Origin of the sequence: Serratia quinivorans (genome assembly GCF_946227985.1) — a bacterium.
GTDB lineage: Bacteria > Pseudomonadota > Gammaproteobacteria > Enterobacterales > Enterobacteriaceae > Serratia > Serratia quinivorans_A.
In genome coordinates this window covers 110,800-123,305 of the sequence record NZ_CAMKGL010000006.1, presented here as the reverse complement: position 1 = coordinate 123,305, position 12,506 = coordinate 110,800, and the positions used below count along the sequence as shown (strand labels likewise).

The 12,506-nt window shown below is 55.2% G+C and carries 14 protein-coding genes; 4 read left to right on the top strand and 10 right to left on the bottom strand.

Translation table 11 applies throughout. The features are described from left to right. Positions 1-272 precede the first annotated feature (272 nt). Together OCH02_RS16405 and OCH02_RS16400 are read right to left on the bottom strand one after the other, a co-directional pair. Positions 273-716 carry a type II toxin-antitoxin system HigA family antitoxin gene (locus tag OCH02_RS16405; protein WP_261432095.1) on the bottom strand — a complete coding sequence of 148 codons (444 nt, stop codon included), beginning with the start codon at positions 714-716 and terminating at the stop codon, positions 273-275. Further along, complete coding sequence (locus tag OCH02_RS16400; RefSeq protein ID WP_261432094.1) at positions 713-1,024, bottom strand: type II toxin-antitoxin system HigB family toxin; 312 nt, start codon at positions 1,022-1,024, stop codon at positions 713-715. Before OCH02_RS16400 ends, OCH02_RS16405 begins: the two co-directional genes overlap by 4 nt. Positions 1,025-1,586: 562 nt before the next feature. Between OCH02_RS16400 and OCH02_RS16395 the strand changes: the two genes are divergently transcribed. Further along, positions 1,587-1,892, top strand: coding sequence for a GIY-YIG nuclease family protein (locus OCH02_RS16395; RefSeq protein ID WP_261432093.1), 306 nt, complete (start codon positions 1,587-1,589; stop codon positions 1,890-1,892). On the opposite strand, the gene OCH02_RS16390 is transcribed toward OCH02_RS16395, so the two are convergent. Next, positions 1,879-2,382: a GNAT family N-acetyltransferase gene (locus OCH02_RS16390; RefSeq protein ID WP_261432092.1), complete on the bottom strand. Its 504-nt coding sequence runs from the start codon at positions 2,380-2,382 to the stop codon at positions 1,879-1,881. The two genes, OCH02_RS16395 and OCH02_RS16390, sit on opposite strands and share 14 nt — an antisense overlap. Beyond that, complete coding sequence (locus OCH02_RS16385) at positions 2,376-2,897, bottom strand: SCP2 domain-containing protein (protein WP_261432091.1); 522 nt, start codon at positions 2,895-2,897, stop codon at positions 2,376-2,378. The genes OCH02_RS16390 and OCH02_RS16385 overlap by 7 nt, the downstream gene beginning before the upstream one ends. 222 nt (positions 2,898-3,119) lie before the next feature. Here OCH02_RS16385 and OCH02_RS16380 point away from each other — a divergent pair, with 222 nt between their 5' ends. Further along, positions 3,120-4,115 carry a peptidase U32 family protein gene (locus OCH02_RS16380; protein ID WP_261092220.1) on the top strand — a complete coding sequence of 332 codons (996 nt, stop codon included), beginning with the start codon at positions 3,120-3,122 and terminating at the stop codon, positions 4,113-4,115. Positions 4,116-4,126: 11 nt separating this feature from the next. Beyond that, the gene (locus tag OCH02_RS16375; RefSeq protein WP_261432090.1) at positions 4,127-5,005 is read left to right on the top strand and encodes a U32 family peptidase; all 879 of its coding nucleotides are present in this window, start codon (positions 4,127-4,129) and stop codon (positions 5,003-5,005) included. Between the two features lie 598 nt (positions 5,006-5,603). Here the strand turns inward: OCH02_RS16375 and OCH02_RS25500 are convergent. From OCH02_RS25500 to OCH02_RS16360, 4 genes are all read right to left on the bottom strand, one after another. Then, complete coding sequence (locus tag OCH02_RS25500; RefSeq protein WP_410001263.1) at positions 5,604-6,002, bottom strand: DUF2778 domain-containing protein; 399 nt, start codon at positions 6,000-6,002, stop codon at positions 5,604-5,606. A gap of 399 nt (positions 6,003-6,401) precedes the next feature. Then, positions 6,402-7,541 (bottom strand): ABC transporter permease, encoded by a 1,140-nt coding sequence (locus OCH02_RS16370; RefSeq protein WP_261432089.1) that lies wholly within the window; start codon positions 7,539-7,541, stop codon positions 6,402-6,404. Beyond that, a complete protein-coding gene (locus OCH02_RS16365) occupies positions 7,538-8,692 on the bottom strand; it encodes an ABC transporter permease (RefSeq protein WP_261432088.1) in 1,155 nt (384 codons plus the stop codon). The genes OCH02_RS16370 and OCH02_RS16365 overlap by 4 nt, the downstream gene beginning before the upstream one ends. Further along, positions 8,674-9,645: an HlyD family secretion protein gene (locus OCH02_RS16360; protein ID WP_261432087.1), complete on the bottom strand. Its 972-nt coding sequence runs from the start codon at positions 9,643-9,645 to the stop codon at positions 8,674-8,676. The genes OCH02_RS16365 and OCH02_RS16360 overlap by 19 nt, the downstream gene beginning before the upstream one ends. A gap of 224 nt (positions 9,646-9,869) precedes the next feature. On the opposite strand from OCH02_RS16360, the gene OCH02_RS16355 reads away from it, so the two are divergent. Then, positions 9,870-10,883 carry a luciferase-like monooxygenase gene (locus OCH02_RS16355; protein ID WP_261432086.1) on the top strand — a complete coding sequence of 338 codons (1,014 nt, stop codon included), beginning with the start codon at positions 9,870-9,872 and terminating at the stop codon, positions 10,881-10,883. 34 nt (positions 10,884-10,917) lie between these two features. Here OCH02_RS16355 and yedF read toward each other — a convergent pair whose 3' ends face one another. Both yedF and yedE read right to left on the bottom strand, forming a co-directional pair. Continuing rightward, on the bottom strand, positions 10,918-11,157 hold the full coding sequence (yedF, locus tag OCH02_RS16350; RefSeq protein ID WP_261432085.1) for a sulfurtransferase-like selenium metabolism protein YedF: 240 nt from the start codon (positions 11,155-11,157) through the stop codon (positions 10,918-10,920). After that, positions 11,154-12,368, bottom strand: a complete 1,215-nt coding sequence (gene yedE / locus OCH02_RS16345) for a selenium metabolism membrane protein YedE/FdhT (RefSeq protein WP_261432084.1) — start codon at positions 12,366-12,368, stop codon at positions 11,154-11,156. The genes yedF and yedE overlap by 4 nt, the downstream gene beginning before the upstream one ends. Between the last annotated feature and the right edge of the window lie 138 nt (positions 12,369-12,506).

The window sequence follows — 12,506 nt, the reverse complement described above, 5'->3', positions numbered from 1 at the left end:
CTTTTATCATACCCAACATGGAAAAACCGTTACCAACCGACAAAATATCATTATTGATGGAGAATTATGCTGCCTGTAACCCTGGTTCTTGATTGGCTTAGAACAGAGACTCAGGAACGATATTTCGGCAACATACCCGCTAAGGAACAGGGCAGCGAAAAAGGAAATTCCAGACTGGACGAATGGGAACAGAAACGGCGCCACAGGCACCGCCTCGTGATTTCAATCATTAGGGTTTGGTCAGGCAGGTCACCAGGAACCCGCCCTCCCCATCAAATAAACAAATCAGCAGGGACATCAAAACGCGTCGACAGCGCCTTGATGTGCTGCACAGTCAATGAGCGGCGACCGTTGAGAATGTTGCTGACATTGCTTTTAGACCCCAACTCCTCTTCCAGATCTGCGGCTTTTAAACCCTGCTGATCCATCAGGGTACGCAACGCGGCGATCCCGGTGGGGATCTCCGCCAAGCGACGGTTAAACGCCTCAAATTCCGGAGCACTGTTTTCATATTCTGCAATTTTGGCCGCAAGCGGTTCAAAAAGCGGGTTGCTCAACTCGTCGTGATCGACAAGATATTCAATCAACTCAAGAGCTTTTTTATATTCAGCCTCGCTTTTATTGCCCGTCATCAGAGGAATGCATTTCACCGCGTTGGCAAATGTCGCGATCATGCCTTCGGCACTGTCGGCGTCAATATGAGTGGCAACAGTCATTCTTTATGCTCCCTATAATACTTTGTTAACTTGTCGTATTCGGCATGAGTCCCAATGTGCTTTACAAAAACCTTTTGCTTTTCAAAGTCAATGAAGGCCATAAGTCGCAACGTATTGCCGGACACATCGATAACCCACCACTTTTTACGGTACTTGAAGTTATCCAGTGACGGGATCGCTCTTTTCATTTCATCCGGGCTGTTGAAGGTCCTTTTTTCCAGAACCCGCATCAAATCCAGAAGCGCCAATGCGCTATTAGGGTATTTTCCGGCAGCCTCGTTAAAGGGCTGTCTACTGATCACATGCACCGCGAATCCTTCGCCTATGTATTCATCTTGAAAACAATGTAGCCTCTGACGGGATTGTTTTCAAGTTGAAAACCAATATTTTCCCACACCGTACACGTTTTCACCTTCATTTCTCTCACGCTTTACGTAGCCGTTTGTTTGGGAGCAATAACGCGTTGAATATCCGCACCGCTTTAGCTGCCTGTACGGCAGTGAACGCCAACACCAATACAGAGGAACATTTCTGTTCTTTCTAAGCTGCCTGTACGGCAGTGAACTTTCCCAGGGAAATGGCGAATATTCCGCTGCCTTTCTAAGCTGCCTGTACGGCAGTGAACAAACTTTTAAGTTCACACCCGCTGCAGGTAATTTTCTAAGCTGCCTGTACGGCAGTGAACCGTTGGAGATTAGCGCTAATTAACTGATTGTTGAAGAGTAACTTCACGATTGGCTCAAAAAGGCTTTTTCCCATATTCAATTAAAAACATTTAAAATCAATAGATTAAATCAACCCACAAAGAAAAGGGTTCAGCGATGGGGCCGGGTTGCCTATAGTAATGCTCAATTCTTTGCGGGAACTTATATGACCAACACCAGTGTCTGGCATCTCTACATGCTGCGCATGCCCAGCGGCATGCTGTATACCGGCATTACTACCAACGTGGCGCGGCGGCTGGCGCAGCATCAGGCTGGCAAAGGGGCCAAGGCGCTACGGGGGAAAGGCCAACTGGTGCTGGCGTTTCACTGTCAGGCGGGGGATCGCTCAAAAGCGCTGAGGCTGGAATACCGGGTCAAGCAACTGAGTAAAACGCAAAAAGAGAGGCTGGTGAGTCACCCGCCTCTTTCGTTGGATTATTTACTGCCGGAGGTTGCGGTTAAAGCCGGTTAAACGGCGCGGAGTATTCCACCGCCCCGCTAACATCAACCAATGCATCTTCCGCCAGTGGGTAAACCTGGAACGCGGCCTCAGTCTCTGGCCAGCGGCACTGCAGACCATAGTCAGCGGCCGGTTTAAAGCCAAAGCGCCCGTAGTAAGCCGGTTCACCCAGCACCACTACCGCGGCATAGCTGAACTCGTTCAGCGCATCCAGCCCTTCGTATATCAGCTTTTCGCCCAGCCCCTGGCGACGCAGACTTTCGTCCACCGCCAGCGGTGCCAGACCGACCCATTGGCGATCCTCACCGGCCACGTCCACCGGGCTGAACGCGGCATAACCCACCACGCCGCCTTCGTCATCGGTGGCGACAATGCCCAGCGTCAGCAGGCCGTCTTCGCGCAGTTGCTGCACCAGATCGGCTTCATCATCTCGCCCAAAGGCGCGACGCAGCAGGGCATCAATGCCCGCCGCATCTACCGGAATTTCCACGCGGATTAACATGTTGCCGGCACACGGGAAGTTTGCACCGTGCCCTCCTGCAGCCCTGCTTCCACAAATTCGGCCAGTTGCAGCAGGCCAATGCGCAACGGCGCAGGCATGGCTTCCAGCTCGATGGCGTCCATCAGATTTTTTACATACAGGCCCAATTCGGTGTCCCCTTCAATCTGCAGCCGACGCTGAAAGAACAGCGTATCGGGATCTTGCTTACGCGCTGCGATCAGAATCAGATCGTTGGCGTCGCCGCTGAAGCTGACATCAGCTTCGGCGTGTTGGCTGACAACCAGTTTGTCGTTTTCTACCGTCATAAACCAGTGTAGCGCCAGATCGCGAACTTCGATCTTCAACCAGCGCGATTCGAGAAACGCCAAATCGCCATCTGCCAGCGCCTGACGAAATTGCCAGCCCAGTACCTGTTCCAGAAGCTGACGCTGCAGGGCAAACGGCGTGAATTTTAGCGGTACACGCAGCAACGACGGCCCCTGGCGCACAATGCGCGCTCTTAATTGTTCCAACACTGTCGTTCACTCCTTTCAACACAGATACGCTATTTTGCCACAGCGATGTGCGGCTGCCGCGCTCTATATCAACAAATAGTGTATTTCACCGCCAGCTTTATCAATACGCCAGAAGCTGCCTCAAATCAAAACCTGTTAAGTACGCTTTCACTAAAATTGCCTCCCGATTAGCGTTTGCCGGTTGAAAGGGTCACCGGCAACCCTTTGAGTCAGGATAAATCTATGGAGCTGCTTTGTCCCGCCGGTAATCTGCCGGCCCTGAAGGCTGCGGTGGATAACGGTGCCGACGCCGTGTATATCGGCCTGAAAGATGATACCAACGCCCGCCACTTTGCCGGCCTCAACTTTACCGAGAAAAAGCTGCAGGAAGCGGTCGAGTATGTGCATCGCCATAACCGCAAACTGCATATCGCCATCAACACCTTCGCCCACCCTGACGGCTATGTCCGCTGGCAACGCGCGGTAGATATGGCGGCACAACTGGGGGCTGACGTGCTGATCCTGGCTGATTTGGCGATGCTGGAATACGCCGCCGAACGTTACCCGCAGTTGGAGCGCCACGTCTCGGTGCAGGCGTCCGCCACCAACGAAGAAGCGATCCGCTTCTACCAGCGCCATTTCGATGTCAGCCGGGTAGTGCTGCCGCGCGTGTTGTCGATGCACCAGGTCAAGCAGTTGGCACGTACCAGCCCGGTGCCGCTGGAAGTCTTCGCCTTCGGCAGCCTGTGCATTATGGCCGAGGGGCGCTGCTACCTCTCCTCTTATCTGACCGGTGAGTCCCCCAATACCGTTGGAGCCTGTTCACCGGCACGCTATGTACGCTGGCAGCAAACCGCGCAGGGCATGGAGTCACGCCTGAATGGCGTGCTGATCGACCGTTATCGCGACGATGAAAATGCCGGTTACCCAACGCTGTGCAAAGGCCGCTATCTGGTCGATGACGTGCGCTACCACGCGCTGGAAGAACCTACCAGCCTCAATACGCTGGAACTGCTGCCGGAACTGCTGGCTGCCAATATCGCTTCAGTGAAGATTGAAGGTCGCCAGCGCAGCCCGGCCTACGTGAGCCAGGTGGCCCGCGTTTGGCGCCAGGCCATCGATCGCTGCCAGGCAGACCCGGCCGCCTATCAGGCCGACGCGGGCTGGATGGAAGCCCTGGGTGCGGTGTCAGAAGGCACTCAAACCACGCTCGGTGCTTATCACCGTAAATGGCAGTAGCAGGAGGGAATATGAAATACGCATTAGGCCCGGTGCAGTATTATTGGCCGAAAACCGAGGTCGAAGAGTTCTACCGGCAGGCGGTAAGCAGCAGCGCGGAGATTATTTACCTCGGTGAAAGCGTCTGCACCAAGCGGCGCGAGATGAAGGTCGGCGACTGGCTGGCGCTGGCGCAAGAGATTGCCCGCAGCGGCAAACAGGTGGTGCTCTCCACCCTGGCACTGCTGCAGGCACCGTCCGAACTGAACGAACTGAAGCGCTATGTGGAAAACGGGGAATTCCTGATTGAAGCCAACGATCTGGGCACCGTGAACATGGCGGCCGAGCGCAGCCTGCCGTTTGTTGCCGGTCATGCGCTGAATTGCTACAACGCCTACACCCTGCGCCTGCTGCACCGCCAGGGCATGACGCGCTGGTGCATGCCGGTCGAGCTTTCCCGCGACTGGCTGGCCAAACTGCTGGAGCAGTGCGACGAACTGGGTTTCCGCCAGCAGTTTGAAGTGGAAGTCTTGAGCTACGGTCACCTGCCACTGGCCTATTCGGCGCGCTGCTTCACCGCACGTTCGGAAGACCGCGCCAAAGACGAATGCGAAACCTGCTGCATCAAATACCCGCAGGGGCGAGTGATGCGTTCGCAAGAACAGCAGCAGGTGTTTGTGCTTAACGGCATTCAGACCATGAGCGGCTACTGCTACAACCTGGGCAACGAGTTGACCAGCATGCAGGGGTTGGTGGACATTGTGCGTCTTTCACCACAGGGTACCGAGACGCTGGCACTGGTCGAGCGCTTCCGCGCCAATGAACAAGGTACTCAACCGTTAACGCTCACCGATCAGGCCGACTGCAACGGTTACTGGCGGCGGGTTGCCGGGCTGGAGTTGGTGCCGTAGCGAGATAAATCAAAGGGATGCAGGTAAATTTTCCGCTGCCGGCATCTTATTTGTTCATGTTAAATAGCATTACTTTCCGTTGTACCAATGATAAAAACTCCCGTACATCAGGCCAAAGCTTCTGACACCTAACCCCATAGAAATAGCCGCATTCGCTAAATGTTCTCTTGGGGAAGCAGCGATTAATACCGGGTGATAAAGCAACTGCATGGTTGTCATCAGCCCAAGCTTGAAACGGAGGTTAGCCGACCGTTGAGCGCATGGACGTGTGATACGAGCCATCCATGGATGGATTCACGACGTGTCGGCGCTCTGCATGCTCCTCACCTGTAGCACTATTTTTAGGATCTATCCCCGCTAACGCGGGGAACATTTTCCGGGAACCAGGCGCAAAACGAGCAGGTGGCAACGACTGCAATCGCAGCATAGTTAATTAGCAGATAGGCCGTTGATAGGGTTTCCGGGTCACTGAGGCCCCACTCTGTGGACTGGTGGGCCATCTTAATCGCCATGCTGTTTGTTAACAGCAGCTGAGACTGGATCACATTTGGCAAGATGGCCATAAACACAACAAAGGCCACGACGGCCACTAGCTTTCTCATACGGTGCAACGCCTCTCATAGCCGCTCACATCGATGGAACCATAAGCCATCAGTTTTTTATTCGTCCTTGGAACCCCAACTCGTGAAGTTCTGAGAAATCTCTGCCGGAGCCGTACAAAATCCTCGAAGTTATATAAGGTGATACAGCCCAGAGAAAGTCTGGCCGGCCCGATCGGGTGTAAGCGAAATTGCCCGCGCTTAACGCTATTGATCCAGGTGATATCATCAATGCGGTGATCATCACGGTACAGCGCGAACCATGTTGTGTGGTCGGTACGGTTAACAAAGTCTTTCGCCCAAGTGAGCGATTGTGAACCAATGCCACCCTCCGGTCGGTCAACAATCCAGTAGCGCCCGGCAGGTAGCGCGCCGTCATTCGGCCTGTGTGTGTGCATCCCGGTTGATTGGTGTATTTGTCGTTGCCGGAGAACGCGGGATAGTTTCCGTTTGCTCCGCACTCTAACAAAGTAACGGTATCTCGATTTAACTTGAATCGTCCGTGAATCATGGTGCTCCCTGTATAACTGCTGGATGAATAATCGACAAACTGTAGTCAGACAAGCGTGTTGGCACAACCCATTGTTGCCGTTTATCTCTATCCCCGCTGGCGCGGGGAACACTCTAAAACTATCTAACTGAATTAATTTTATTTTTTAAGACTATAAAATTTCACCAACAATTAGGCCATTTTGAAAAAACCTAATCATTTGATGCTTAATAAATAAAAAACCACGCATTTGCAAAAATCCAAATTCACCGAAAAACGCTGCTATTGCGACGAGACTCCCCCCGCGCTATGCACTCCGCTTGCGGAGCAGGCTGCGCAGCGCCACACTGTTACGCATGAAGCCCACCCCGACACCCAGCAGGGTGTAAATAATCCCCAACACCAGCAGCATCACTACGTCGCCCCAGACTTCATTGAGCGACAGACCCATTTGGTTCACCCCGGCAATGGCCTTGGTGGCCCAGGTGGAGGGAATACAGTAGGAAATCGCCCGCACCCAGGCCGGCATCGCCTGCAGCGGCCAGATGGTACCGGAGAGGTAGAATATCGGCGTGGTGATAAACGCCAGCGTCAGGTAAATCATCTCTACGCTGCGCAGGCATTCGGTGACCAGCTTGCCCAACCCCAGTACCGCCAACAGGAACGGGAAGGTCAGCAGCAAAATTTCTGCAATACCCGCCGTCTGACGATAGCCCAACACCCATGGCCAAAGAACAAACAGCACGATAGACAGGAATAGCCAGATCGGTAGCAGCGCCGTCAGCCCGCCCAAATGGGCCGCCAACGGTGGCTTGCCGCCGGGAATACTCTTCATGGCAATGCTGACGCGAACGCAGGCAATCAATAACGAGTGCTGCAACAACATCACCAGCAAGCCGGGGAAGATGATCGCCGCAAAGCTGATGCCCGGGTTGAACACGTCCAGCGTTTGCCCCTGTGTGGGCGTCAGGATCACCTGCGCCTGACGTTCGCTGAAACCGCTGCGCAGCAGTAAGCCGTTGTTGTACTGGTTCAGCAGTTGCTGATAGGCCGCGACCACGTCCTGCTGGATCTGGCCATTGGCCAGCCGGTTGGTGGCATCGCCATAGACCGGCACCACGATATTTTGGCCGCTCAGGATCTTCTTCTCCAGATCCACCGGCATGATGATCACCGCGAACAGCTTGCGCCAGCCGAGATCGAGCTTCGCCTGTTCAAGACTGTCGTAAGTCACGATGGATATTTTAGAGGTAGCGTCCAGTTGGCGGATCAATTGGCGGCTGGCGGTGCTGTGGTCCTGATCAATCACGCCGACCGGCAGATCCCACACCGTCCGGTTGGCATAGACCATGCTCATGACGCACAGCGACAGGATCAGCATCAGCCACATCGGCCTCTCCAGCATGCCAAGCAGCACCCGGACGAAGGTTTGCCAGTAGATTTTCATCCCGCGCCCCCTTCCTTCAGCAGCCGCGGCAACAGCCGGTTACGCACCAGGAATGCCGTCACCAACGGGTAGACGGACAGTAATGCGCAAACGCTGAAGATGGCGCTGGCCGGCACCTGCCGCAGGAATACGTCAAACATCGCGTACAGCGCATGGGTTAAGGGTTCGATATTGGAGATAATTCGCGCCGGCAACGGCATCGACAGTTCCGGTACCGCCATACCCGAGAAGGTCAGCGCAATACTGACCAGGATGGCGATCAGGCTGTAGGCGGTGATAATGCTGCTGGTAAAGGTAAACAGCAGCAGGCCGATGCTCTGCGCCGCCATCACGTAGAAGAAGGCTATCATCAGCATAAACAACGGATTGCCGCTGACGCGGGCGTCAAAAATGCCCACCAGCGCGGCAATTTCAACCATCAGCAGGCTGGTGAAACACAGGGTATATGGTGCCAATTTACCCAACAGTGCCAGGCTGAATGGCCGGGCCTTCAACAGCGATTTGCTGCGCGCCAACACGTAGATCATGCAGGTCACCACAAACAGCTGCAGCAAATGGATAGTCGCGGCAAACTGCTGATAATAAATATAACTGCCGCTGGCGTTGAATAGACTGCCGTACGACAGCGTCACGTTCGCCAACGGCGGCAGCGTCTTGCCCATCTCGGCGGCGATAATGCTGCGGTAGTTGGCATTGATTTCGGTCATCAGCCCGCTGAAATCCTGAGTGGAATACAGCCCGGCGCCGTAGAACAATGCGTTGTAATACATCACGACGCTCGGCTGCTTGCCCGCCAGCGCATTGGCTTCAAAGTCCGGCGGTACGTACAACAGCGCGTAATCCTGCGCGCTACGCAGACGATACAGCGATTCATTCAGCCCGCCGTCATACAGCTCGACGTGAGCATGAGAGCCGGCATCCAGTCGACGCGTCAGCGATTTGGACAACGAGCTGTGATCGTTATCCACCACCGACACCGGCAGATCCAGCAAGGTCCCTTCCGAAAAGTTGCTGCTGACCAGACCAAACAGCATCAGCGGGAAAATCCAGCTCAGCCAGTGTATTACCGGACTGCGGAAGGCGACGCGGCACTCGTTGTCAAACGCGTGACTGAAGCAGCGCCAACCGGCCCTTACTCTTTCCATAGCCATAAGCTGCTCATCCCTGGACGCAGGCCTTCCACCGGCTGTGACGGATACAGCCGCACTTCAAAGGTTTTCAGGTCGAAGTCACCGGTAGCACGAGTGGCGCGTTTGGTGGCGTAATCGCCCAGCGGCGCAATATACCGCACCTCCGCTTCGATCATTTTGTCCTTCAGCGCCGGTACCCGCATCTGCACCTTATCGCCCTTACGCACATGAGCCAGAATGTCTTCGCGCAGGTTAAAGACGAAGTAGGCGTCCGGCACGCGGATCAGCGTCAGCAACGGGCTGCCGGCATTCAACAATTCCCCGACCTCCGCCGGGATCGGCCCGACTTCACCAGCTACCGGGGCTAAAACCCGCAGGTCATCAGTCTGAGCCTTCACTTGCAGCAGGTTTTCTTCTGCCGCCCGCAGCGCTGCGGCGTACTGTTGCCGCAGTTCGATACGGTCGCCATTCGTGCCTTCGTCCAGGTTGGCCTTGGCCGCCTGCACCTGTTGGAATGCGATGTCACGCGCCCGGCGCGAGCTGTCCAGCTCGGACTTCGAAATATAACCTTTGCCGGATACGCTCAGGTTACGGTTGTAGTCATTCTGCGCGTTGCGGTATTGCGCCTCGGCCTGCGCCAGGTTGGCACGCAGATTACGGATGCTTTCTTCACGCGTGCCGTGCAGCGATTGGTCGAGCTGCGCCTTGGCTTCATCGCGCGACGCCTGGGCGGAACGCAGCTGAGCCATCAGTTCCGGGCTATCGAGTTGGATCATCACCTGTTGGGCTTTCACGTCGTCACCACGCTCAACCAGGCGTTCAATCACTCGTCCCTTGGCCTTGGAAGCCACGATCACCTCCGGCGCGTCCACTTCCCCCTGCAATAACAAATCCTGATTATGTGCCCGGAACAAGATCGCCATGGCGATCGCCACCACCATCAGCAATAAGGTAAACAACGTTTTTTTCTTCATTCTCTCAGCTCCCTGAGCGATAAGCGGCAGGTGGAATCATCACGTCCATATTTCAATCGGCTCCCAAAAAACCTTTTTCCCAATAAGGATATAGCAAGCACATATATCCTCTTTTATAACCATAAATTGGATTATGCTTTTAACACTAAAAGCACATTTTGCTTTGTAGTTTGCAGAACCCTGCAATCGCCCTTTAAGCGATCAACTCTTTGATGGACGATATCATGACTGAAAAAACTGCGGTGCCGGTTTCGGTACTGGATTTATCCCCCATTCCGCAAGGGGCCAAACCACGCGACGCCTTTCATGCCTCTTTAGATTTAGCACAACATGCCGAAAAATGGGGCTATCAACGCTATTGGCTGGCAGAACATCACAATATGACCGGCATTGGCAGTGCGGCAACCTCGGTTCTGCTGAGCTATCTGGCCGCCGGTACCCAAAGTATCCGTCTCGGCTCCGGCGGCGTGATGCTGCCCAACCATGCGCCGTTGGTGATCGCCGAGCAGTTCGGTACGCTCGAATCGCTGTACCCTGGGCGTATCGATCTGGGTCTGGGCCGTGCGCCTGGCACCGACCAACGCACCATGATGGCGTTACGTCGTCATCTGTCCGGTGAAGTGGATAATTTCCCGCGCGACGTGCAGGAACTGCAACATTACTTTGGTGAAGTTCAACCGGGCCAGGCGGTACAGGCCGTGCCCGGCCAGGGGCTACACGTGCCAATCTGGCTACTGGGCTCCAGCCTGTACAGCGCGCAATTGGCGGCACAGCTTGGCCTGCCGTTTGCCTTCGCTTCCCACTTTGCCCCTGAGATGCTGTTCCAGGCATTTAACCTGTATCGCGACAACTTCAAGCCTTCCGAGCAATGCCAGCGGCCGCACGCCATGGTATGCGTTAACGTGGTGGCCGCCGACAGCGATGCCGATGCACGTTTCCTGTTTACCTCGATGCAGCAGCAGTTTATCAATCTGCGCCGCGGCTCGCCGGGCCCGCTGCCGGCACCGGTGGACAATATCCACGCGCTGTGGACTGCCGGGGAACAATACGGGGTCGACCAGGCGCTGCGCATGTCAGTCATCGGCAATGAGACTACCGTGCGTAATGGGTTACAGACGCTGCTCAGCGAAACCGGCGCGGATGAAATCATGGTTAACGGCCAGATCTTTGACCATCAGGCGCGATTACATTCGTTTGAAATTGTCGCCGGGGTGAAAGGCGATTTGGTGAAGGGTTAAACTATTTGGGCGCCTTTACGGCGCCCTCATTTTATCAGCGCTGGATCAGGTAGCGGATGGTGGGACCATCCTGCTGGATATCCAGTACCTTGTAGCCATGGTTGCGCGCATCAAGCGGGATGTTGTTGATTGACTGCGGGCAATCGCTGATCACCTCAAGGATTTCCCCTGGCTTCAACTGCGGCATCGCCTCCAGCGTCGCCACCGCCGGGTAAGGGCAAGGCTCACCCAGCATATCCAACCGGTAATCCGGCACTATAGCCGTTGGCTTCATGACACACTCCTTAAATTAACCACCTGCGCGTCGGGCTTGGCGCGGAAAAAGCGTTTTTCCCACCACAGCATGGCGCCAAACGCCAATGCCAGCAGCAGGTAGGTCACCAGCAGGCCACCGATCGGGCCGAAGGTTTCCAGCAGGTTGACCTTGTCATAGTCAGTGGCCAGCGTCGGGGCCAAATCATCCCAGAAATAGGCCAGCAGCGTAGCGCCGATGATGTTGCCCAAGCCTACCCACCAGTAATGCACCTGACCTTCGACCGCGCGGTACATCCAGCCGGTTTCGCAACCACCGGCCAACACGATGCCGAAACCAAACAACAGCCCGCCAAGCACCGCATTGGGACCAGCCCACATGATTTTGGGCGCCACGCCCAGTTGAACGTAGCTGAAAATGCCGATGGCGCTGGCGGCCATACCGAGAATGATGGCCTTTGCCATATGGGTACGCCCGCTGATCCATAGATCGCGGAACGCCGAGGTGAAACAAATTTGTGCCCGTTCAATCAACAGGCCAAAACCAATGCCAAACAACATGGCGATACCCAGCTTCGGTGCGTCAAACAGCGTCCATAGCGACCAGGCGATCGCCAGACAGAACACCACCATGCCCAAACGAAAGCGGCGACGCGCCTGCTCCGGCTTTTGGGTCAGCGGTGCGGCAGCCTTCACCTTCTGTAATTTGATCGGAATGCGGAACATCGGCAACAGGGTAAATTTGGCACCAAAATACGAGCCGGCGGCAGTCGCCAGCGCAAAGAACCAGGCATGCAGCGAGAACTGCGGAATACCGGTAAAGAATGCCGCCAGGTTGCAGCCCATCGCCAGACGCGCGCCGAAACCGGCGATGATACCGCCCAGCAGCGCCTGCACAATGCGGATGCGATTCTGCGGCTGGCGTAGCTTGATGTTGTTAGCCCACAGAGCGGCGGCAATACACCCGGCAAACATGCCGATGATCATCCGGCCGTCGATACGCTGCAGCGGCGTCCCCTCAAGCCCGATAACCTTGAAGTAACCCCACTGCTCAGGGTGTAACCCAAACAGTTGCAATATATGGCCGCCCCAGCGGGTGAATTCACCGGTCACCGCCCAGAAGGCCCCGGTCAAACCGAAATAGTAGGTGGAGAGGATCCCGGCGGCAATCACCGCGGGTAAAGGTGCCCAAAAGCGCACCAGATATTGAGACTTGAACTGCTGCCAACTCATGGCATCTCCCGTGCGTAGTATCCATAAGAAAAAACCTTATAAATGATACGCCATTTTTCCTCACTTAACGGCGAATTTCAGGCATAAAAAAACCAGCCCGAAGGCTGGTTTTTAATCCAATTAACCGCGAACGGTCAA

Coding starts and splice junctions, on each gene's coding strand:
- OCH02_RS16380 (WP_261092220.1), top strand. CDS start 3,120: ATGGAGCTGCTTTGTCCCGCCGGTAATCTGCCGGCCCTGAAGGCTGCG.
- OCH02_RS16370 (WP_261432089.1), bottom strand. CDS start 7,541: ATGAAAATCTACTGGCAAACCTTCGTCCGGGTGCTGCTTGGCATGCTG.
- OCH02_RS16405 (WP_261432095.1), bottom strand. CDS start 716: ATGACTGTTGCCACTCATATTGACGCCGACAGTGCCGAAGGCATGATC.
- yedF (WP_261432085.1), bottom strand. CDS start 11,157: ATGAAGCCAACGGCTATAGTGCCGGATTACCGGTTGGATATGCTGGGT.
- OCH02_RS25500 (WP_410001263.1), bottom strand. CDS start 6,002: ATGCACACACACAGGCCGAATGACGGCGCGCTACCTGCCGGGCGCTAC.
- OCH02_RS16395 (WP_261432093.1), top strand. CDS start 1,587: ATGACCAACACCAGTGTCTGGCATCTCTACATGCTGCGCATGCCCAGC.
- OCH02_RS16390 (WP_261432092.1), bottom strand. CDS start 2,382: ATGTTAATCCGCGTGGAAATTCCGGTAGATGCGGCGGGCATTGATGCC.
- OCH02_RS16355 (WP_261432086.1), top strand. CDS start 9,870: ATGACTGAAAAAACTGCGGTGCCGGTTTCGGTACTGGATTTATCCCCC.
- OCH02_RS16375 (WP_261432090.1), top strand. CDS start 4,127: ATGAAATACGCATTAGGCCCGGTGCAGTATTATTGGCCGAAAACCGAG.
- OCH02_RS16365 (WP_261432088.1), bottom strand. CDS start 8,692: ATGGCTATGGAAAGAGTAAGGGCCGGTTGGCGCTGCTTCAGTCACGCG.
- OCH02_RS16360 (WP_261432087.1), bottom strand. CDS start 9,645: ATGAAGAAAAAAACGTTGTTTACCTTATTGCTGATGGTGGTGGCGATC.
- yedE (WP_261432084.1), bottom strand. CDS start 12,368: ATGAGTTGGCAGCAGTTCAAGTCTCAATATCTGGTGCGCTTTTGGGCA.